Genomic DNA, 21583 nt, shown 5'->3' on the forward strand with positions numbered 1-21583 from the left:
CCTATGGGCAACACATCTAAAATCATCCGGTATCTGACAAATGTCATCGGGATTCCTCTCGTGATCATCTGGATCGTACTCGCCTACTTTGAGATTCAGCCTCAGCAAGAGGGGGCCGGAGAGGTTCAGGAGACAAGCTTTGAGGAATCTGGTGCAACCGGTGTCTATGCGGTGAGTGCAGCGCATCCGAAAGCGGTGAGCGTCGGCAAAGAGATCCTGGCTGACGGGGGCAATGCCTATGATGCTGCGATTGCGATCTCCTTTGCCCTCGGGGTTGTTGAGCCATACGGGTCCGGGATTGGCGGCGGAGGTGCGATGATCGCATATGATCCGACTGAGCCGGAGGGTGAAGAAATCAACTATATCGATTACCGGGAAGTGGCACCGAAATCACTGATTACGCCGTCCATGGTAGCGGACACCCTTGGTTTTGTAACCGAATCCGGTGAAGTACCGACACCGGAAGAGTGGGAGGATATTAAAGTACAGGTTACAGAAGGGTTCAATCAACAGGCAGAAGACGAGGGAATGAATAATACGCAGACCGGGACTGCTTCTGAGGAGGCGCACCCGTATCAGCATGTGATTGATTACCTGCTCGAACAGCCCGAGCTGGTAGTGGGAAATGAGACGCTCATGGAAGCTGTGGCGATTGCCGGTGAAGTCGAAGAGTTTATCGGAACACCGACGCCGTCTTGGGATGAAGAGACCGGGGAATGGGTGACTGATGAACCGGAAGGCGAATGGGGAACAGAGACCCGTGAAAGTGTGGAAGAAGAAGCAGTTGTGGAAGAAGATACAGATCAGTTCTCAGACCTTTCGGAAGCCGAGCAGGAACTGATTACAGCGCTTGACACGCTGGAGGTCACGCCCGCCCAGTGGGGGAACCATTATTATATGGAAGACTTCGGGATTCCCGGCTTTTTAAAAGGCATGGCTCACCTGTATGAAAACTATGCCACCTATGACATGGAAACCCTGCTCCGGCCATCGGTCAATCTGGCTCGTCCAGGCGAAGACTTTGACACACCCGAAGACATCGACACCAACACGGTATTAGCGGATCAGTATCTTCAGGACCGGTTTAATTTTGCTCAGGAGCGGCTGTCCCCTTCTGAAATTCCGCATTTTTATCCGAATAATACCCGAATTACACTGGGCGAAGAACTGATTCAGGACGAACTGGCACAAACGCTTGAAGACATTATTGAAATGGGTGACTTCGACCGGTTTTTCATGGAGGAACTGGCACCCGCCATGGTTGAAGCCTATCCGCTTCTCACTATGGAAGATTTTCAGGATTACAACATCATTACGGATCAAGAGGTCAGTACGGGAACGTTTGATAAGTACGACATCTATTCGGCGCCTGAACCGCTTGCCGGACCGGTGCTGATTCAAGCGTTGCAGCTTGCTGATTATATGGAAACAGGGCAGCATGCCGTTCGTGAATTCAAATTTGCATCCCCGATTAAGCAGGCTGAATCCGGAACCGCGGTCGAGCTTGAAGAAGACCCGAGAGCGGGTGACGTGGGTGAAGATTCGGAAGGGAATGGTGAAGAGACGCGAACGACAGAAGAAATCATTTCGGACATCGAATCCTATCTGGACTATATGGAAAAAGTGATCGGGATCAACTTCGTTACGTATCAGGACCGTCTGACAAATATCGGCGACCCGAATACGTCAGAGCGGGCGAGAGAACGAGGCGGAGAGCATCTGACGAGCGGTGAAAAACTGATTGAGCTCTACGAGGCCTGGAATACGGAATTGGAAGAACGGGAAGAGCGGCGAGAATTCGACGATCCGGATGGACCGGATGAACAGGAATCCGGCACGGAAGTCTTTCACGAGAATCCGGACAATGAAGGACTGTTTGCTTCGGCCGATAGTTTTTTCGATGCCCGATCGGAAATCGATCAGCACGTGAATACAAGCCACTTCGTCATTATTGACCGGGAGGGCCGGATGATTACATCCACACACACACTGAGTAATTTCTTCGGTTCCGGCGAATTTTTCAAAGGCTTCTTCTTGAACGATCAGCTGAGTAACTTCAGTGAAACCGTCGGCTCGATTAATGAACCTTATCCTGAAAGGCGCCCGAGGAGTTTTATGACCCCGACGCTGTTCATTGAACATGATGAGGATGGGAACGTTGCTGAAATGATCGGCATCGGGTCACCGGGTGGTGCGAGAATACCGATGATGATTACCCAGGTGATGCTTCACCACCGTCAATACGGAATGGACTTCGAAGAATCGATCAGGCAGATGCCGCGTTTTCAATACAGTTACAACAGTTCAAATGAGCGCTATGAAATGCGGCTTGAGCCGGTATTTCAGGCGCATGGCGACAACGTGTATAACCGGATGGTTACAGAGCTTGAAGCCAGGGGACACAATCCTGGAATCGAGCGACTAGGGATGTACTTCGGAGCGGTCCAGGCATTACGGATGAATCCTTTAGAGGGTGATTTCAGCGGTTTCGCCGACCCGAGGCGTGGTGGTACCACAGATTCAGGGTCAGCAGATCCTGAAGAGGAGGGAGATGCAGAGTGATGCGTAAAATAGGAGGCAAACTGTTTGCACCGGTATTTTTCGTAGCCGTTATGGCCATGATGCTTTTTCTTCCACCGGATCCGTCCTTGACCACAAGTCAGGTGAACTCGATCGAAGGCGTCTTTTTGAGCAGTGACGAGTGGATCGAGAACAATAACATTTCCCAGGAAATAAAGGATATGACGGAGGGACTTCCTGCCGCGCAGCGAAGCCTGATGATGCGGCGTCTGAACAATGAGGAGCCGGTTCATGTTGTGTACCTGAGCGGACAGGATTTTGCCGGCGAAACCGGCATCGACGATCGCATCGGGGAGCGCTATGAGTGGGATGAGGCATCCGAGGGGCGTGAAGAAGAACTTGACGATCTTGAGGATCATGAGGACCCCTACGCCGTTGGACAATCCACGGTCACGCCCGATGAAGAAGAGGTGCCACGTGAGGACTGGAGGGAGGGTCTGGATTATGACTGGACGGACTTCCCCTACTGGGTGCAAGTGCTCAATGATGACGTAACCACTTTTTATAATACACAGCAGGTGATGGATTTCACCACGATTCACCCGGATGAAGTGCGCTCCGTGATTGAGTATACAGAACGGGTGGAAACCATCAGACGGGATTATTTGGATGAAGTGCGACAAGATGAAATCGACGATGCACAGGATGCAGGAGAACTGCCGCCACCTGAAATCGATCACGGAGAGATGCCGGTCTATTCTGAAATCACACGGGACGTGCGGCGGATGAATCCGGATGTCGTGATCATCGATCTTCATCTTCTCCTCGATCATATTGAAGAAGGATTGAGAATTGAAGAAGGCACAAACGACATTAACGAAATTGTCCGCAGGCAGCTGTATCAGTTTATGGACGTACTGTACCGGGGAAATGTGGATCATTTCACGACGTATTTTCTCTACCCGAGTGATATTAATGACCGTTTGAATCTCGGAGCAGAGGCAGATTTGCAGGAAGTTATTGCAGAACAAATCAGCCAGCTTACGATCTACAACCATTACGATGAACGACAGATGGCGCATATGGTTAGGATTCCAGCTTATTCCGAAACGCATGCATACCGATGGACCAGAGAGTACATCAGCCCCCTGCTCACAGGTGAGTAAGGGGCTTTTTTTCTGCAAGCTGCAAATCGAGCGATCAGTGTCTCGGCTGAGGCTAAGTAAAGTGCACGTCACGAGAGGTCGGATTCAGAAATTAAGCGACGAAGCGGCGTGAAGCGGACTTTGGAAAAGCGGGAAGTCAAGTTCTTAGGCCCATCTTTTCATAGCTGATGTTTGTTTTTGGTTATTACCGTTGATTTGTTTTCTGTCTATAAAGGTATTGATTGAGGAAGACGGGCAGGGATGAACGTTCAGAGCATTTCCAAAATGGAATTCCGTTCAGGTTCAGATTTCGTTGATGTTAAATGTTTTTTTGAACGTTTCGTAGTCCAAATCGAGAAGATCGCAAAGTTATTTCAAACGGCTGAAAAAGCATTACGATCTTCACCAATCGGAAGGTCACGTTTGTAGGAATACACCTCGATTAAATCTAGCAATTCGGATAGATATTCCAATCTTTTTTCTTGTTCAGTCATAGCGAACCACTCCTGTGATCCAGCCGTTTGACGACGGAGAGGTGTACCGGATGATGGAAGAAGTGACGAAAAACGGCCAGACCTTCGCGGTACATGCAGAGAACAATGATCTGATCCAGACCTTGACGAAGGAAGTCGAGGCAAAGCCGGAGGCCGAGCGAACGTATGAAGACCTCATGGCAACACGTCCGGCGCTCGCCGAACGCTTGACAGTGGGCACGGGCATTGAAGTGCCAAGGCATCCGATTCCACGTCCTTCACGTCTCGAGCGGCTCGGGTGTGGACGCCGTGAAAGCCGCGCAGGAGGAAGGATTTCAGATTACCGTGGAAACCTGTCCTCATTTCTTATTTCTCTCCAATGAAGATTATCCCCAAGTCGTGCCTCAGATGAAGGTGTATCCACCGGTGAAATACAAAGAAGACCAGGACACGATTTGGGCCCGTGTGCAGGACGGGACGATTTCGCATATTTGTTCCGATCACGCCCTGCACACCGAAGCGGAAAAAATACGGGAATCTCTGGGCCATTCCAGTGGGGATGTGCGGCGTGTAGGCGCTTGCGCCACTTGTTTTGAGTGCTTTTCACGCAGGGAAGATCGCAATCACCGAAGCCGTCCAGTTGCTGTCGGAAGAGCCGGAGAAGCAGCACGGGATCTACCCGCAAAAGGGGTTACTCCAGCCAGGGACCGATGCTGATCTGACTTTCATCGACCCGGACAAAAAGGAAGTATTCCCCCGGGAGAGCCTGCAAAACAAAAGCAAAGTTACGGCTAAGACGGATTTTCGTATGGCCTCCCTGTGCGGACGATGGTCCGGGGGACGATTGTGATGTTGAACGGTGAAATGACCGGTCAAGCGGGCTTTGGCCAGTTGATTACGCCTAGCGATCAATCGGCAGGTGAAGCGTAATGTCAGAAGTCCTGTCACAAATGAACGAACACCGTTCCGTGCGTGTTTTTAAACCGGACCCAGTCGCGGACGCCCTGATCGAAGAGATCCTCGAAGGTGCGCGAAAAGCCCCGACATCGCATCACTTGCAACCCTACAGCGTCATCCGCGTGAAAGGTCCGGCAAAACGAAGACGTTTGGCAGAACTCGCCGGGGGACAGCAGTACGTGGCCCCGGCGTCTGTTTTTCTCATCGACTATTATAAACACCATATGCTGGCGAACAGGTATGAAACACCTTTGCACCTGCAGGAAATTGATAACCTGCTCGTAGGGGCGCTTGATACGGGCATCATCGCAGAAAATGCCCTGCTTGCGGCCCAGTCCAAGGGACTTGGAAGGAAGTAACAAAAGAATGATGACTGTGAAACTGATTCTGACTGGAGACAGTTTTATGACAAGGAGAACGCCCGGAGATGATCCTGTCCAAAAACAATTCCGGGATTGGTTTCAATCGGCCGATGTCCGGTTTACGAACCTGGAAGTGACCACCCACAAGGGTGAAAGTTTTCCTGCCCCTGTCAGTGGTGGCACCTGGGCTATGGTTTCAATCTGATGAATTGGGCAAATAACTATACACTCGACTACCTGCACGGTGGAATACGAGCAACGGAACGCGAATTGAACAAGCGGCAACTCGTTCATGCGGGCGCAGGGGCTTCGCTGAAAGAAGCCAGTCAGCCCCGGTACTTGGAAACCATAAACAGCCGCGTTGCCCTGATTGGTGCAATGAGCACTTACAGCAGTGGCTGGGAAGGAGAAGGTGGGAACCGAAGTTGCCCGTTGCCGCTGCGTTTCTGATGAACCCGAGCTATGCGGATGCGATCAGGGGAGATGGCAACGTGGACTTTTTGACGGGTTATTTACTTGAGCTCTCCTATGGCGGGGTTATCGTCATCAACACGAGTGCCATTATTAAATCAAGTAACGCCACAAAAGGTGACTTTCCAGAAAGCGATCCGGAAAATGAGGCGGTCATTCGAAAAATATCTGAACCTGATCCTCATTCGACAAGGCTAGTTACAGGTTGTTGTCCTGACTATTCTCACTTTTTTATGTAGCTTCACTTGATAAGTGTTTACATTCTCAAAGAAACAGCATCCCGGTGATTCACTGGGATGCTGTTGGTGTTTTCGATTGATGAATAGCTCGTCCGTCAATGGTGAGTGGGAGATCGAGTGCCATCGAAATGTCGCAAAGTGTATTCAGATTTGGAGAATTCAATCCTGCTTCGATCCGGCCGATTGTTGATTTCGGCTTACTTATTTTATCTGCGAGATTCTGCTGGGACATTTCCAATTCCTGTCTTCTTTTCTTAATCTCGGCTGCCAGGTAACCTTGAATTCTCAATTGATTGACGTGTTTGTCGTCGGCAATATCTGCGTACTTCTTGAAAAAATCACTCATGTGATTCATCCTTTCTTTTTAATATAACGGTGGATCAATGTTACTATACTCTTCATATACTTCTTCAGCAGGCTGGATATGTTCCCTTTTGATCAACCCGTTGTATTGTTTATCGAATTGATACAGTAAAATGACTTTTGAGAAGTTGTGTAAGGCGAATATGATGCGGTGATTACCGACTGCACCCCCATTAATTCCCCAACGATAAAAGTTATTATAGCTTTTATTTGCGATAATGTATTTAATTGAAGGCGGTATCTGATTTTCGTTTAACTCGTCTTCGATTGTTTCGGGATGAGGGTAATGTTCAATTAAACTTAACTGTCTTGTATAAATGTCTGCGAATTTGGTCCATTTACCCTTTCCTTTTGTTCGTTGTTCTTGAGCGACGTTTTCCAAAAAGTATTTTCAAATGCTTTAACGTTACCTCTGTAGATGATTTCATAAGTCATAGGCATGACCTCACTGCAATTATTTAATTTTTGATAGCATATTTGCTATCAAAGGTCAATTTTGAAAAAAATGAAACCAATGATCAACAATTGTTACAAGGGATCTCATTATATCTGAGGGTGGATTTTCAAGATCCCCTGCTCTCTCTGACAATCGCCAGTATCTCCTGGCCGAATTCCTCCGCCTTCTTCGGGCCGATCCCTTCCACCTCCAGCAGTTCTTCCATCGTTTTGGGCGCCTTCAATAGAATGGCTTCCATGGTTTTGTTGGTGAAGATGTAGTAGGCTTTGGCGTTCAGTTCTTTGGCACGTGTCGTTCGGAAGCTCATGAGCGCATTTCTCAAAGTGTCGATCCGTTGATCGCGGGTTTGATCTCGTGATGCCTTATGTACGGGATCTTCTTGAATCGCTTCGTCTGTTGAAGGCGGCGAGAGGCGTGTGTCAACGGCAGTCTGGATGATGCCCGTGATGTCCGCCCCGAACTGTTCGACCTGCTCAAAGTCGATGCCCTGAACGGCTGCGAGTTCTTTGATGGTGACGGGCTTTTTCTTTACGAGCTGATGCAGGACGTCATCCGGGATAATGAGCGCCGGGTTTGTATTCACTTCTGTAGCGCGCTCATGGCGGAATGCTAAAAGTGCCGTTTTCAGATGGGTCTTCTCCTCGCTGAGAACTTCATTTTCCTCAGGTAGGTCGGTTGGTGCCGGTGATCCCTTTCTCTGATAAGGTTCTCGGTTGAACGGTTTTTCCGCGGAAAACTTCAGGACGGCGTCAGCGATCCGGTACACCTCTTTGTCGAGGAGAAATGATGGAGAGTCCTGTTCGAGTTCACGTTTGATAAAAGGTTTGATCTGGTCGTGGCGGATCACGCACTGCTGGATCTTTTTCGGCGCTTTCTTGGCCATGGTCAAGATGGTTTTCGAGTTGGCGAACGTCACGGCATACTTCACCGGGAACCGTTTGATGATTCCTTCATCGGTTAAGAGATTCTGAAGAATCCCGACGTGCCTTTCCACCTGGTTGACCGGGCTGTAGATGCCCTCTTTATTCACGATTCGGTTCTTATTCGTAATGACCCGTTGAAAGTCCCCTTTTTCTGTGACATGGATATTCCCGAACATTTTTTTCACTTCAAGAACCAGGATGAATTTGTGTGTGATGATGACAAAATCCAGCTGGGCCTCGTAGCCTTTGTATTGTATGTAGACATCGTGGAGGATGACCATCGGCAGCATGGCGTTTTGCAATTCAAAAAAGACGCTTTTCTCCCCGGCATGACCGATGGTGAATAATTTAAGGTGGTCCTCCACCTTCTTTTGGTCTATGGCCGGATCTCCGCTCTCTTTCAACCGGGTCAGTTCAGTGATGACCGGTGATTTTTCCTGAAAGGCTTTGTAGACTTCAGGTTCTTTCATGTCACGGGTGTTCGACAATGCATGGTAGACGTTTTTCAGAAAAGCCATGGGCAGCACCTCATTGTTCAGATTTTGGATGGCAGGTAGCCAGGGTATTACCGGGAATTGGAATTCGCAAGACAATTGTAACAAAAAAAGAGAAAAGGAGGAGGTTTTATGTAAGTAACAGGTCAGAATCCGAGCAACCCGATACAGGTAGATCAATTTTTCTGACACATATGCAACTCCACCGGAATGCGCTCCTGTCAGTAGATGCAAAGAAGTGAAGAAAAACGAATCGAGGGAATGAATCAGAAAATTTCAAAAAACACTTGTAAAGCGCTTACATGTGTTTTATAATTTAATAAATCGATTTACTAAACCGATTTGGTAAGGTTTTTAATCATTATTCAAACAAATATCTGACAAATGGAGTAGGTTCCTATGAAGTCAATTACGATTGCAGATGTTGCAAAGCAGTCCAATGTTTCGAAGAGTACCGTGTCGCAATACTTGAACCAGAGATATCAATATATGGGCGAAGAAACAAAGCTTCGGATCGAGAATGCCATTGAAGAACTGGGGTATCGCCCGAACATTGTGGCCCGGAGTTTAAAACAGAAATCGACCACAACCATCGGCGTCATTGTGGCAAATATTCTTCATGCGTTTTCAACGCAGGTCATCCGGGCCATTGAGGATGTGTGTCACGAACATGACTTTCATACAATAGTCTGTAACGCCGATGACGATCCGGAAAAAGAAAAGAATTACATCGAGATGCTGCATGCCAAACAAGTCGATGGGCTCATCATTTTTCCCACCGGGGGAAACACGGCGTTATTCAAACGAATGAAAAAGAGTCAATACCCCTTGGTAATTATGGACCGGCTGCTGGAGGATCTCGCTTTTCCGGCAGTCATCCTGGATAACGAGGCAGCTGCTTCATTGGCCGTTGATCATTTCGTGGACCGGGGCTACCGGAGCATCGGGATCATGACGACATCGATCACGCGCAATATCACGCCCCGGGTTGATCGGATCAAGGGGTACAAAAAGGCGCTCGAAAAGCACGGGATTCCGGTGAAGGATGACTATATCAGGAGTCTGGATCTGCAACATTTCGAAGCGGCGCTTGAAGAGATGCTTTCCCTGCAGGCGCCGCCTCGGGCATTGTTGGCGGGGAATGATCTGGCATTAATGGAAATACTGAAATTCATCAAGAAAAAGTCTTTACGAATCCCAGAAGATGTTGCGCTGATCGGTATTGATGATGTATCTTTTGCCAGCTTCTACAATCCGGCACTGACAGCGGTGTCCCAGCCGGCATTCAAAATGGGCGAAAAAGCGGCAGAACTCCTGATGAAAAAAATCCAGGACGAAAATGGAGCGATTGATGAAGAAGTCCACCGCTTTGAGCCGGAATTGATTGAAAGAGATTCATGTTGAGTAACAGAAACTGATCGGTAATGCGTTGAAAGGGGAGTGGATGCGTTGAAGGATGTCATTACACTGGGTGATGCGATGATTACATTTAACCCGGCGGTGAAAGGGCCAATGAAATATGTCCAGTCGTTTCACCGGAATGTTGGAGGGGCAGAGCTGAATTTTGCCATAGGCTGTGCCCGGCTCGGTTTATCAACCGGATGGATCAGCAGACTCGGAAATGATGAGTTTGGGCGGCATATCCTGAACTTTGTCAGAGGGGAAGGGGTGGACATCTCGGAAGTGAAGCTTGTGGACGGTTACCCGACCTCACTCAATTTCAAGGAAATTATGGAAGACGGCAGTGGGAGAACATTCTATTACCGGGAGAAATCACCGACAGAAACCCTGACTGTGGATTCGTTAAACGAAGAATACATCAGACAGGCGAAGGTTCTTCACGTCACAGGCGTGTTTGCAGCGGTGGATCAGCATAAAAATGTTGAGCTCATTAAAAAAGCGTGTTCGCTGGCGAAAAAACATAACGTTCTGGTGTCGCTCGACCCGAATATACGGCTGAAGCTGTGGAGTAAAGAAGAAGCGAGGACCGCACTGACGACGATTCTACCCGACGTTGATGTGCTATTGACCGGTACAGACGAAGCGGAACTGCTCTTTGGGGTAACGGAGATGGACGACGTTTTGGCCAAGTGCCGTGAATTCGGGATCCGCTACGGGGCTATCAAACTTGGGAGCGACGGTGCTGCCGGTTTTGATCCTGATCAGGTGATCCATAAAGGCGCAGTCAAGCCCAGGAAAGTGGTCGATACCGTGGGGGCAGGCGATGGATTTGATGCCGGGTTTATCTATGGGCTGCTGCAAAACTGGGACCTCGATAAGATCCTCCGGTTTGCGAATACCATCGGGGCGATGGTGGTCAGCGTATCCGGCGATAACGAAGGGCTGCCTTATCTGGAAGATGTTCTTGTTGAGACGGGTGAAAAGAAATTTATCGAGAGGTGACATCATGATTCTTCAATTGGCTTTGGACAGACTTGAACGGGATCAATGCTTTGACCTGCTTGAACAGACGAACCGGCAAATCGACTGGATTGAGGTCGGAACCGGTGTGATTAAAGAGTACGGGATGGCGATTGTCCGGGAGATCAGACAGAAGTACCCGCATCACCGGATCGTGGCGGATATGAAGACGTGTGATGCCGGCGAACACGAAGCAAAACAGGCTTTTGAAGCCGGGGCGGACGTTGTGACGGTCATGGCCTTTGCCGCTGATGCCACCATCACCGCCATGCTCGACGTCGCGAAACAGTATGAAAAAGAAGTGATGGTGGATCTGCTGCAGGTCACCGATCATCGCAGAGTGAGTGAATTAAAACAGCTTGGCGTTACGCTCGTCAGTCTTCATATCGGGAAGGATATGCAACAGGAAGCAGGGCTGACGGTCAGTGCGTTTGACCTTGTGAAGAACGCGGGATTAACCGTCTCGGTTGCAGGAGGCATCAATGCCTCGACCCTTCCTGCGGTCGTCACGCAGGCACCTGATATCGTCATTGTCGGAAGTGCCATCACCGGTGCAGATTCACCGGTGGAGGAAAGCCGGAAACTGAAAGGGATGCTGACATGAAAGAAACCGTAAAAGCAGTGGTCAACGAAGTGAAGGGCGTGTTGGATCAGGTGGATGAACAGCAGGCCATCGCGCTGGGCCGGGAAATCATCAAGGCAAACCGGATTTTCATCACAGGCGAAGGTCGCTCAGGCCTGATGGGTAAAGCTGTTGCGATGCGCCTCGTGCACGCAGGGTTCACAGTCTATGTTACCGGTGAAACAATCACACCGAGTATTCAAAGCGGGGATTTATTACTTGCGATTTCCGGGTCCGGTTCCACTGAAGGCAGCTATCAATATGCGAGGACAGCGAAAAAAATGGACGCCAGGGTGTTCCTGGTGACAACAGCTGAAGAGTCAACCATCGGTGAGGTGAGTGATGGGGTCCTGATTTTTCCAGCGGCGACCAAATTCAGAAAGAGTCATGAACCGGATACGATACAGCCTTTAGGCAATCAATTTGATCAGTCGGTTCACCTTCTGCTGGACGCGGTGATTATTTGGGTGACCCGGCAAACGGCCGGTTCGGAGGATGTCAATCAGCAAATGGCATCGCGGCACGCAAATCTGGAGTGAGAAGGAGGAATTCAGACGATGAACAATGTGGAAGCACTGCAAAAACAGCAGCTGGTTGCAGTTATTCGCGAAGCGAGCGAAGACAACATTATCGATATTGTAAGCGCTTTATCGAAAGGGGGGATTCATGCCGTTGAGATCACTGCGGAAACACGCGGGGTGTCAAAGCTGATCGATCTGGTCGTTACGCATTTCGGAAGGGACGTTTATGTTGGCGCCGGGACAGTCCTTGATGGTGAAACCGCCCGGAGCGTGATTATGGCAGGTGCAAGCTTTGTGGTCTCACCGACCGTGAATTCGGACACGATTCGTATGACAAAACGGTACGGGGTCATCAGTATTCCAGGGGCGTTGACGCCAACGGAAATCCTCACAGCGTATGAGAGCGGCGCGGACATGGTGAAAATTTTTCCGGCAAATGTATTTGGACCGGGCTATGTAAAGAGTTTGAAAGGGCCCTTCCCTACGATTCCGTTCATGGTAACTGGCGGGATTCATTTGGATAATGTTGCTGAGTATTCTGCTAAAGGGGGTGTCGTGATAGGGATTGGGAGTAACCTTGTCAACCCGAACCATCTTCATAATGAAGAAGATTTTGCTGCATTGACGAAGGAAGCCAGACGTTATGTAGAGGCACTGAAAAAGGAATCATGAGTACATTAATCAAATTAAAGGGGTGTAAAGTATGTTGAAAAAAGTAGTAATGATGTTGGTACTTCTTACAGCCATTCTCGTGATTGCCGCATGCGGCAACAACAATGAGGAGGTTGACAACACAGGAGCTGCAGACAACAGCAATGAGGAACAAAACAACAATGATCAAAATGCAGACGCTGAAGCTGATGACGGGGATTCCATCAAAATTATAGCCGCTCATAACCAGACGGACCCGGAAAATCCTTATCAGGATGGTTTACTGGCCTTTAAAGAAGCGGCCGAAAGTGAATCTGGCGGTTCAATTGAAGTCGAAGTCCATGCCGGTACACTCGGAACGGATGAAGCAGAACTGGTGGAGAGCTTACAAGTCGGCGGTGCGGACGTTGTCCTCGTATCCCCAGGGTTCATGAGTAATACAGGCATTCGGGAAATTGACCTCTTTGCATTGCCGTACTTGTTTGAGAGCTACGAGCACTGGGAACAAACGGTCGATGGTGAAGTTGGGGACGAGATTGCCCAGATTGTCCAGGAGGAGTCCGATGATCTGTTTAAGATGATTGGCTACTGGACTGCCGGTGTCAGACACTACTACGGCAAACAGCCGCTGGAGTCAATTGACGATCTGGACGGCATGACGATCCGGACGCAGACGTCAGGTGTTGTCGCGGACTTCTGGAGTCAGACAGGCGCAGTTCCGACTGACGTGGATTGGGGCGAACTGTATCAGGCCCTCCAGCAGAATGTCGTTGACAGTGCAGAAAACGCGTACCCGTATTTCGTGCAGCAAAATCACCATGAGACAGACAATGGCCGCTATACAACGGAAACCGGTCATGACTATACAACACGCTTTCTGTTGATTAACAACGAACGGTTTGAATCGTTCTCAGAAGAGCACCAGGAAATTCTGCTTTCTGCTGCTGAAGCATCAGTAGAAGCGGAGAGACAGGCGCTTTATGAGCAAGAAGATGAGTACAAGCAGATTCTGCTCGATGATGGCGGGGAAGTCAATGAAATTGACCAGACACCATTCATTGAGATTGCTGAACCACTTCAAGATGAAGTAGCGGAAGAAATCGGCGTGACACATCTCCTTGAACAGATCAGGGATATGCGTTAATACCGGGATCGGAAAGAGCGGGGTTCCGCTCTTTCCCCCTTACATAACGGAGAAGTGGACTTTATTGCTGCTATAAGACATACATAACCTGTAAAGTCTACTATGTTTGAAAAGAGGGATATGCATGAGAAAGGCTGTTGCTTGGATTGAAAAAGTTCAACTGATGATTGGTGTCGCGATGCTGGTGATCTTCTTTACGGCCGTGATCATCCAGGTATCCACGCGATTTTTGGGGATTTCTGTGATCTGGACTGGTGATGTGGCCAGGTATTCATTCATCTGGGCGATCTTCATGGGCGCATCCGTTATGATCTACCGTAAGGAACATTTCAAATTTGATTTCCTGTATACGAAGTTTAAAGGAAGGTTAAGGGCTTCGTTAAGTCTCTTTAACGATACGGTCATTTTTCTGTTCAGTTTCGCCTTGTTTTACTATGGCATTGATGCAGTCACAAACTTCTGGAATTATAACTGGGCTTCTCTGAATTTCATGAAGATGGGTTATGTGTGGATTGCGGTTCCGGTCATGGGACTCACGATGATGATCTATATGGCGGAGCATATCGTTGACGACATCAAAGGCTTACTGAAGAAGGAGGCTAAACAATGATCGGATGGTTTTTGATTGCAACCTTTGTGATCCTGATGTTCATCGGTGTGCCCATCGCTTTCGTCATTGGGATCGTGTCCTTCGTCGGAATATTGAATATAGACTATATACCGGAGGTCAGGGTTCCTGTCAGTATGCTGAACGGGTTGAATTCATTCGTGTTGCTGGCAGTCCCGCTCTTTATCCTGACGGCCAATCTGATGAATTCCGGTAAAATTTCTCAAAAACTCATTGATTTTGCATTATCCATTGTCGGTCACATCCGCGGCGGGCTGGCACATGCCAATATCCTTGTGTCCATGATGTTTGCCGGGGTATCCGGAGCCTCACAGGCCGATACGGCAGGTGTGGGGAAAGTCCTGATTCCGAATATGAAAAAACAGGGCTACGATGCCGAAACGTCCGTCGGGATAACGGCAGCCTCTTCAACGGTAGGTGTTATTATCCCCCCGAGTATACCGATGATTATCTTTGCGGGATTAACAAATGTCTCTGTCGGTGCTTTATTCCTTGCAGGGATCATTCCGGGGGTTGCGATTGGTTTAGGGATGATGATCTTCGTCTTTATTCTGTCGATTCGAAGAGGCTATCCGAAGAACCAGAGAGCCTCACTTGTTCATTTTCTGAAACTGTTTGTTCAATCATTTCCCGCGCTTTTGACCCCGGTCATTCTGATCGGCGGGATCATCACCGGTTTTTTCACGGCGACTGAAGCCGCGGCATTTGCTTCGATTTATACTTTGTTGATCTGTTTTTTCGTTTACCGCACTCTGAAAGTCAAAGACCTGTACGGGATTATGGTCGATACGTTAACCCTCAGCTCACTGTCCCTGTTTGCCTTGGCTGCAGCAAGTGCGCTGGGAGAGTTGATGAGTTATTATCAACTGTCTATGATTGCGTCTGAATTCTTCACCAATAACATCGACAGCAGATGGGTGTTCATTCTGATCGTTGTTTTGTTCTTCCTGTTTATCGGGACATTCATGGATGCGATCCCGGCGATGATTCTCTTTATCCCGGTAGTGCTGCCGATTTCCACAGCATTTGGTATCGATCCGATTCTGCTTGGGTTGATTACAATTATTTCGCTCGCTGTCGGTCTTGTGACGCCACCGTATGGTCTGTGCTTGTTACTTGCAGCAAAAATAGGAGACATCTCGATCGAACGTTCATTTATGGCGGTCATCCCGTATATCTTTATCGTACTCTTTGTTCTGTTGTTAATCGTATTATTCCCGGATGTCATGCTGTTTACTGAATAAAATCCATGGTGAAAGGAATCTGATGATATGGTGAAAAAAAAGGTATTGATGGCAGAGGGAAACTTGATGATGGTCAAGGTTGATATTAAAGCCGGGTTTGTAGGCGACATCGATTACCACCCGGAAGAACAACTCTGCTATGTAGAACGGGGAATCATTGAATTTGAATTATCCGGAAAAAAGCGGATGTTGCGGCAGGGAGATGTGCAATACGTCCCCGCCAACGCGAAACACCAGGTGAAAGTCATTGACGACTGCACGCTCCTCGATGTCTTCACCCCCCTTCGAAAAGATCTTTTGTAAGCTTCACTCGGGCGAGTCATGTGACGCATGACTTGCCCGGGTGATTTTTCAGGTTAATAGAGAAGGCGCGGCGATCCGCGCATCGGTTTCCTTTTGCTGATCCTGAATTCTATCATGACAGTGATCATTATGACTTCGATGAATTCAAATTTATCGATTTGAAGTGTCGCAGCATACCATCATCGGGTTAAAAAAGTGAACCTGTGTCAGTGAGGAAGTTGCTGCAGGGATAACTCATTTCCCGGGTGTTCGTGCTCATTACGGATCCGACTTTCTTTGCCATAGTTCTTCACGGCGCTTGTGCGGATCATTGCGTTTACGTCCGTGATTCAAAAGGGGTTCGTCATCGAATACTACTGGTTTGAGCGACTCGCTGCCCTGATTGCCGCTCTTGTGCTCATCAATCAATATTGATTGAGTGACTTAATCGGGATCGGTATCGTGGCCGTGCTGTTTACGAGCCGGTTTATCCGGGGAAAACGACAAAAAGACAGAGAAGCAGTGACCAGTGAAGCATAAAAGAAGCATATAATGAAAACCTGCCGGGATAAGTTCCTGGCAGGTTTTTTGCGTGGGGGGCTTTACATTCCTGATTCGAGAAAGTCGGGGTGTGTGCATTATGATTGGTGTATTCATGCGCGTTTGATTCGAATGATGGATTGAGATGTCATCAGCAAACTGCTTTTCGACCGTCATTAATATTTAAATATTAAAACTCTTCTCAAACGCCTCATAATCCAGATCAAGACGTTCACAGTTCAACTTCAGCCGCTCAAAAAATCGGCAGTCTCCTCATCAACCGGTACATCCCTTTTGAATGAATACAGTTCGATCAGATCCACCAGTTCGTTAAAATACGCCACGCACCCTATAATACCCCAACCGGAAACCATATCAGCTTGAACAGACAAAACCGGCCCGTGATGCCCGGGCCGGTGAATTGGATCCGAAACAAACATTGCTGCTTCAAAAGCGCATTTGACCTGCTGGTCTGCCACTAATCAGGTCAAGGGGAAGTCGTTGTCTTCGGTTCGGCGGTCAACGGCTCCTCCAGTTGTTTGAAGCTGTGGGCGATCAAAAGCTGGACGACGTATTAGAGGCTCATGATAAAGACGGCGGAATGTTCAATATCGGTGATGAACCGGTTCCAGGCGATCAGCGTATCGGAAAAATAAAACAGGATGCTCCCCATAATTACCCAGAGGTTGCCGGTCAGGACAGCGAACAGGACCATCACGGAAATCACGACGATGTAAAAGAGTAGCGCCCCCATCATCACCGTATCCCCTCTTCCCGCAAGGGCTCCCAAAAGCTGTGAAGCGAGGACATAGGAATACAGCGCGATGGGAACAGTGGCAAACCACTTCACCCGTGTCCCCGAAGTCCTGAGCATAAAGCCTGCCAGGTAGAACACATGGCCAAGTAGAAAGATCGCGAGACCCGCTATGAACGAATAGGCAATCACCGCATCGGCCAGAATGCAGACGATGATCCCCGTCATCATCAGCCTGTGAAACGCCGTGCGAAAAGAGCGCTCCGGCAAGCGCAAAAACGCATAAAAGATAATCAGTGCCATCGGAATCACCTTGAACAGCACCTTCACCAGCTGCGGATCTTCCGGGATTAAAAATATATACACCAGACCCGTCAGCACAACCAGTACCGGCAGCACAACATTGAGCCTCTTCTTCATCATATAACCCCCGTTTGTATGTCATTGTCTGTCATAGCTATAAAAGCACATTTATATAAATAAAATCATATTTATATCTATTAAATACAAAAACCCGTATTCAATTCGATAAAATCGACTTATGAAAATCCATGTACAAAATCAAAATAAACCTTTTCAGCGGGAGCGGGTTATGAACGAAATGGAAATGAATACAGATCGGTAAACGATCTGTCAAAGTATCGATCGACTAAGGCTGTTGTCAGCAACTTAATAATCAGCCACAGATCATAATAATTAGCACTAGGAATCACAGCAATTATCCGCTATAATTGTTTACGGAATGGTAACGAACGATGAGTTATCCCAGCTTAAAAGTTTATTGAAATGCGAGGAAAGATATCCTATGGAAGAAACCATTAGTCTAAAAGACATTTATACGACGCTGCGAAAGCGGCTGGTCCTGATCATTGTCATCACAGTGCTTTGTGCAGCGGGAGCCTGGGCCTACTCATCCTATCTCGTGACACCGATGTATTCGTCTTCAGCCCAGCTGTTGGTCAATCACACGGATACGGATTTCGAGAGCCTCTCCTCCGGAGATATCCGGACGAACCGGGACCTCATTGATACATACAGCGTGGTGCTTGTTTCACCACGTATTCTCGAACCCGTAAAGGAAAACCTGGAACTGAACCGCACCACAGGTGCGCTCGGTAATCAGATTCAGGTGACCAGTGAAGGGAACTCCCAAGTGATGCGCATTCAAGTAGAGGACGCCAACCCGGAAAACGCAGCGGTCATCGCCAATGAACTGGGCACGGTTTTTCAACAGGAGATCCCGCAGATTATGAATGTCAACAACGTCTCGATCCTCTCAGAAGCCACACCGGACGCATCACCTGTCAGTCCGAATGTGGAACTCAATTCCACGATTGGTCTTGTGATCGGGCTCATGATTAGTACAGGCTTGGCGTTCCTCCTCGCATTTCTGGATACACGCATCCATACAGAAGAGCATGTGACTAAGGAATTGGGCTTGCCGCTGCTTGCAAGTGTTTCCCACATGGATCAAAAAAACGTGAAAAAAGGACGCAACCTGGTATCGAAAAAAGTGAAGGAGGGTTCGCGATATGGGACGTAAACAGAAAAAACGGGCGCTGAAATCCATAACATCAAAGCCCCAGCTGATTACAGAAACCGATCCCCGCTCTCCGATCGCGGAACAATTCAAAACACTGCGGACAAATATCCAGTTCTCCTCCTACGACCATGCCCTCCAGACGATGGTGATAACATCCTCCTCTCCAGGTGAAGGAAAATCGACCGTCGCTGCCAACCTCGCGGTGGTCTTGGCACAACAGGACAAGAAGGTCCTGATCATTGACGGGGACTTGCGAAAACCGACGGTGCATTATACGTTCCGCATTCCCAATAAAACAGGACTCTCTTCGGTGATTACCGGTCAGGCACTCCTCGATGATGTGATCATTGCCTCGCAAACAGAAAGGGTGCACGTCCTCCCGAGCGGTCCGGTGCCGCCAAACCCCAGTGAAATGCTCTCATCGAACCGCATGGCAATGCTCCTTGATGAAGTGAAGGTGAACTATGACTACATTGTCCTCGACACACCGCCGGTCAATGCCGTGACGGACGCGCAGATTCTCGGCAAGATGTGTGACGGGGTGATCCTGACGCTTCGAAGCGGGGTGACGGAAACCGAGGAAGCGCTTGATGCCAAAAGGGCCCTTGAGGCAACCGGGGCCAAAATCCTGGGTGCCGTGCTGAACGACCTTGCCGTGGAACAGTCTAAATACCACTACTATTACGGAGCGGAATCGTCTTGAGACACGGGCATTTCCTGATTGATCTGCATTGCCACATCCTTCCCGGGATGGACGACGGGCCGCAAACAGCAGAAGCCTTTTGGCGAATGGCGCAGCTTGCGGATGATGAAGGCATCGACTACATCGTGGCCACACCGCACCACCGGACAGAACGCTATGACAACGAACGGGAGCAGATTCTCACAGCAGTGGCCTATTGCAACAGCTTATTGTCTGACAGTGAGCTAGATGTCCGGATTCTCGGCGGGCAGGAGTGCCGGGCGTACCCGGATATGGCGGAAGGTCTGACAGCAGGCGAATTGATGACGGTGAACGATGCGACGTATCAGTTAGTTGAATTTCCCTCGGGGGACGTGCCGGACTATGCGTTTCAGCTCATCTATAATTTGCATATGGAAGGCATTACACCGGTGATTGTTCACCCGGAGCGAAATCGGGTGATTCAGAAGGATCCGGAAATACTAAGGGCGTTAATCATCAATGGGGCAGTAGGGCAGTTAACCGCCGGGGCCCTGACGGGCAACTTCGGCAGAAGGGTCCGCAAATTCTCGGAGCTGCTGATTGAGCACCACCTCGTTCACCTGATTGCATCGGATGCACACGATGTGACGAGGCGCCCCTTTCAATTGAAAGCAGGCTATCAGCAGATTCGCACCTTATACGGGGAGGCGCTTGAAACAGCCTTCCTGGCCAGAGCGGAAGATGTCCTCGTTGGCAGCGGCTTTTATCAGGAGCCTCCGGTAACCCCGGGGAAACGATTCGGATTGCCGTTTCGAAGGGGGTAAATACGCCAGGTTTGTGACGATGGTGCTAAATCACCGGATTCAGCTACATTCTTACAATATTCTATGGTACAATTGGCAGTGCACGAAATAGGTCATTCCTCTTTTGCGAAACACTGCGATCCGCATACGTTGTCACATCTCACCATGAGTGGAAGATGTGATCTTTTCATATTTACAGGCAAATGTCGTAACCTGTCGAAACATTCCAGTTAACAACAATCACAAAACGTGTCACGTTTAATAAACCGATCCGGTGATGTCTCCTGACCGCTATCAATGGAAATACTCGGCTTTGCTGCGGGTCTTTGAAAAAAGAGGCCTTAGGTACCATGTGTTACCAATGGTGAAGTGTGAGGACAGGTTGGATGCCTGATTACGAATACATAAGATAAGATTTGTTATTTTTTCGAACAGAGGTGTGTGTGATGAAGAGAGTGAAAAAAGCGATTATTCCAGCGGCGGGTCTTGGAACACGGTTTCTGCCGGCTACGAAAGCGATGCCGAAAGAGATGCTGCCGATTGTCGATAAGCCAACGATTCAGTATATCGTGGAAGAAGCGGTGGCTTCGGGCATAGAAGACATCATCATTGTCACAGGAAAAGGAAAACGGGCGATCGAGGATCACTTCGATCATGCCTTTGAACTTGAAGAGAACCTGAAGGAAAAGGGGAAGACTGAGCTGCTCGAGAAAGTGCAATACGCGTCAGATATGGTGGACATTCATTATATCCGCCAAAAGGACGCCCTCGGTCTCGGCCACGCGATCTGGTGCGCCCGTAAATTCATCGGGAATGAACCGTTTGCGGTACTGTTAGGGGACGACATTGTTCAGTCGGAAGAGCCTTGCCTCAAACAGCTCATGAATCAGTATGATGAAAAAGGAGCTTCAGTGGTCGGTGTGCAGTCGGTCCCCGACGAAGCAACCGAGCGTTACGGCATCGTCGATCCCGAACAGAAGATGAATGGGCGTCTTTACAGCGTCAATCACTTTGTGGAGAAACCTAAGCCAGGCACGGCGCCGTCGAACCTCGCCATCATGGGCCGGTATATCCTGACGCCGGAGATCTTTGACTTTCTCGGGGAGAAAGAGTTCGGTGCAGGCGGCGAGATTCAGCTGACAGATGCCATTGAGAAGCTCAATACTGTGCAGCGGGTTTTTGCCTATGATTTCGAAGGGAAGCGCTTTGACGTTGGCGAGAAGGTCGGTTTTGTCAAAACGACGGTGGAGCTGGCGATGCAGGACGGGGAAATCGCCAAAGAACTGAAGCCGTTTCTTGAAGACCTTCTGGACAGCATAAAAGAAAAGCAATAAAAGAAGAGCCGGGAAAGATATCCGGCTC

General features: G+C 48.8%; 26 protein-coding genes. 21 read left to right on the forward strand and 5 right to left on the reverse strand.

The annotated features are described in order from the left end of the window. The first annotated feature begins 3 nt into the window (after positions 1–3). The 8 genes from BBEV_RS17950 (at position 4) to BBEV_RS01165 (ending at position 6167) form a co-directional block, all read left to right on the forward strand. Positions 4–2562 carry a gamma-glutamyltransferase gene (locus BBEV_RS17950; protein ID WP_069363779.1) on the forward strand — a complete coding sequence of 853 codons (2559 nt, stop codon included), beginning with the start codon at positions 4–6 and terminating at the stop codon, positions 2560–2562. Beyond that, positions 2559–3686 (forward strand): hypothetical protein, encoded by a 1128-nt coding sequence (locus BBEV_RS01135; protein ID WP_157100887.1) that lies wholly within the window; start codon positions 2559–2561, stop codon positions 3684–3686. The genes BBEV_RS17950 and BBEV_RS01135 overlap by 4 nt, the downstream gene beginning before the upstream one ends. 523 nt (positions 3687–4209) lie before the next feature. Continuing rightward, on the forward strand, positions 4210–4521 hold the full coding sequence (locus BBEV_RS01140; RefSeq protein WP_198155037.1) for a hypothetical protein: 312 nt from the start codon (positions 4210–4212) through the stop codon (positions 4519–4521). Positions 4522–4730: 209 nt separating this feature from the next. Continuing rightward, positions 4731–4988: an amidohydrolase family protein gene (locus tag BBEV_RS01145; protein WP_069363782.1), complete on the forward strand. Its 258-nt coding sequence runs from the start codon at positions 4731–4733 to the stop codon at positions 4986–4988. Between the two features lie 79 nt (positions 4989–5067). Continuing rightward, positions 5068–5454, forward strand: a complete 387-nt coding sequence (locus BBEV_RS01150) for a nitroreductase family protein (protein WP_069363783.1) — start codon at positions 5068–5070, stop codon at positions 5452–5454. 7 nt (positions 5455–5461) lie between these two features. Further along, a complete protein-coding gene (locus BBEV_RS17740) occupies positions 5462–5662 on the forward strand; it encodes a hypothetical protein (RefSeq protein WP_069363784.1) in 201 nt (66 codons plus the stop codon). Then, positions 5662–5907 carry a CapA family protein gene (locus BBEV_RS17745; RefSeq protein ID WP_069363785.1) on the forward strand — a complete coding sequence of 82 codons (246 nt, stop codon included), beginning with the start codon at positions 5662–5664 and terminating at the stop codon, positions 5905–5907. The genes BBEV_RS17740 and BBEV_RS17745 overlap by 1 nt, the downstream gene beginning before the upstream one ends. After that, positions 5907–6167: a DUF1643 domain-containing protein gene (locus BBEV_RS01165; protein ID WP_069363786.1), complete on the forward strand. Its 261-nt coding sequence runs from the start codon at positions 5907–5909 to the stop codon at positions 6165–6167. The genes BBEV_RS17745 and BBEV_RS01165 overlap by 1 nt, the downstream gene beginning before the upstream one ends. A gap of 49 nt (positions 6168–6216) precedes the next feature. Here BBEV_RS01165 and BBEV_RS01170 read toward each other — a convergent pair whose 3' ends face one another. The 3 genes from BBEV_RS01170 to BBEV_RS01180 form a co-directional block, all read right to left on the reverse strand. Beyond that, positions 6217–6513: a helix-turn-helix transcriptional regulator gene (locus tag BBEV_RS01170; RefSeq protein WP_069363787.1), complete on the reverse strand. Its 297-nt coding sequence runs from the start codon at positions 6511–6513 to the stop codon at positions 6217–6219. 18 nt (positions 6514–6531) lie between these two features. Beyond that, positions 6532–6912, reverse strand: coding sequence for a hypothetical protein (locus BBEV_RS01175; protein ID WP_232318239.1), 381 nt, complete (start codon positions 6910–6912; stop codon positions 6532–6534). Positions 6913–7093: 181 nt separating this feature from the next. Beyond that, positions 7094–8428, reverse strand: a complete 1335-nt coding sequence (locus BBEV_RS01180) for an HRDC domain-containing protein (RefSeq protein ID WP_069363788.1) — start codon at positions 8426–8428, stop codon at positions 7094–7096. Positions 8429–8803: 375 nt separating this feature from the next. Here BBEV_RS01180 and BBEV_RS01185 point away from each other — a divergent pair, with 375 nt between their 5' ends. The 9 genes from BBEV_RS01185 to BBEV_RS01225 all read left to right on the forward strand — a co-directional run bounded on the left by BBEV_RS01185 (position 8804) and on the right by BBEV_RS01225 (position 15938). Next, positions 8804–9808, forward strand: coding sequence for a LacI family DNA-binding transcriptional regulator (locus BBEV_RS01185; protein WP_069363789.1), 1005 nt, complete (start codon positions 8804–8806; stop codon positions 9806–9808). 45 nt (positions 9809–9853) lie between these two features. After that, a complete protein-coding gene (locus BBEV_RS01190; RefSeq protein WP_069363790.1) occupies positions 9854–10807 on the forward strand; it encodes a sugar kinase in 954 nt (317 codons plus the stop codon). Then, positions 10782–11429, forward strand: a complete 648-nt coding sequence (gene hxlA / locus BBEV_RS01195; protein ID WP_324609535.1) for a 3-hexulose-6-phosphate synthase — start codon at positions 10782–10784, stop codon at positions 11427–11429. The genes BBEV_RS01190 and hxlA overlap by 26 nt, the downstream gene beginning before the upstream one ends. Further along, positions 11426–11986: a 6-phospho-3-hexuloisomerase gene (gene hxlB / locus BBEV_RS01200; protein ID WP_069363792.1), complete on the forward strand. Its 561-nt coding sequence runs from the start codon at positions 11426–11428 to the stop codon at positions 11984–11986. The genes hxlA and hxlB overlap by 4 nt, the downstream gene beginning before the upstream one ends. Before the next feature lie 18 nt (positions 11987–12004). Continuing rightward, positions 12005–12640, forward strand: a complete 636-nt coding sequence (locus tag BBEV_RS01205) for a bifunctional 4-hydroxy-2-oxoglutarate aldolase/2-dehydro-3-deoxy-phosphogluconate aldolase (protein ID WP_069363793.1) — start codon at positions 12005–12007, stop codon at positions 12638–12640. 31 nt (positions 12641–12671) lie between these two features. After that, positions 12672–13763, forward strand: a complete 1092-nt coding sequence (locus BBEV_RS01210) for a TRAP transporter substrate-binding protein (RefSeq protein WP_069363794.1) — start codon at positions 12672–12674, stop codon at positions 13761–13763. A 124-nt stretch (positions 13764–13887) separates the two neighbouring features. After that, the gene (locus BBEV_RS01215; RefSeq protein ID WP_069363795.1) at positions 13888–14373 is read left to right on the forward strand and encodes a TRAP transporter small permease; all 486 of its coding nucleotides are present in this window, start codon (positions 13888–13890) and stop codon (positions 14371–14373) included. Further along, the gene (locus tag BBEV_RS01220) at positions 14370–15635 is read left to right on the forward strand and encodes a TRAP transporter large permease (protein ID WP_069363796.1); all 1266 of its coding nucleotides are present in this window, start codon (positions 14370–14372) and stop codon (positions 15633–15635) included. The genes BBEV_RS01215 and BBEV_RS01220 overlap by 4 nt, the downstream gene beginning before the upstream one ends. Before the next feature lie 27 nt (positions 15636–15662). Then, positions 15663–15938: a cupin domain-containing protein gene (locus tag BBEV_RS01225; RefSeq protein ID WP_069363797.1), complete on the forward strand. Its 276-nt coding sequence runs from the start codon at positions 15663–15665 to the stop codon at positions 15936–15938. 764 nt (positions 15939–16702) lie between these two features. Here the strand turns inward: BBEV_RS01225 and BBEV_RS01230 are convergent. Together BBEV_RS01230 and BBEV_RS01235 are read right to left on the reverse strand one after the other, a co-directional pair. After that, positions 16703–16936: a hypothetical protein gene (locus tag BBEV_RS01230; RefSeq protein ID WP_157100889.1), complete on the reverse strand. Its 234-nt coding sequence runs from the start codon at positions 16934–16936 to the stop codon at positions 16703–16705. Between the two features lie 95 nt (positions 16937–17031). Beyond that, entirely contained in the window at positions 17032–17631 is a 600-nt protein-coding gene (locus BBEV_RS01235) for a lysoplasmalogenase family protein (protein WP_198155039.1), read from the reverse strand. A gap of 385 nt (positions 17632–18016) precedes the next feature. Here BBEV_RS01235 and BBEV_RS01240 point away from each other — a divergent pair, with 385 nt between their 5' ends. The 4 genes from BBEV_RS01240 to galU all read left to right on the forward strand — a co-directional run bounded on the left by BBEV_RS01240 (position 18017) and on the right by galU (position 21555). Then, the gene (locus BBEV_RS01240; protein ID WP_069363799.1) at positions 18017–18754 is read left to right on the forward strand and encodes a YveK family protein; all 738 of its coding nucleotides are present in this window, start codon (positions 18017–18019) and stop codon (positions 18752–18754) included. After that, positions 18744–19457, forward strand: coding sequence for a CpsD/CapB family tyrosine-protein kinase (locus BBEV_RS01245; RefSeq protein ID WP_069363800.1), 714 nt, complete (start codon positions 18744–18746; stop codon positions 19455–19457). The genes BBEV_RS01240 and BBEV_RS01245 overlap by 11 nt, the downstream gene beginning before the upstream one ends. Then, positions 19454–20242 carry a tyrosine-protein phosphatase gene (locus BBEV_RS01250; RefSeq protein WP_084007149.1) on the forward strand — a complete coding sequence of 263 codons (789 nt, stop codon included), beginning with the start codon at positions 19454–19456 and terminating at the stop codon, positions 20240–20242. The genes BBEV_RS01245 and BBEV_RS01250 overlap by 4 nt, the downstream gene beginning before the upstream one ends. A 425-nt stretch (positions 20243–20667) precedes the next feature. Beyond that, on the forward strand, positions 20668–21555 hold the full coding sequence (gene galU, locus BBEV_RS01255) for a UTP--glucose-1-phosphate uridylyltransferase GalU (protein ID WP_069363801.1): 888 nt from the start codon (positions 20668–20670) through the stop codon (positions 21553–21555). The last annotated feature ends 28 nt before the right edge of the window (positions 21556–21583 follow it).

Origin of the sequence: Salisediminibacterium beveridgei (assembly GCF_001721685.1) — a bacterium.
GTDB lineage: Bacteria > Bacillota > Bacilli > Bacillales > Salisediminibacteriaceae > Salisediminibacterium > Salisediminibacterium beveridgei.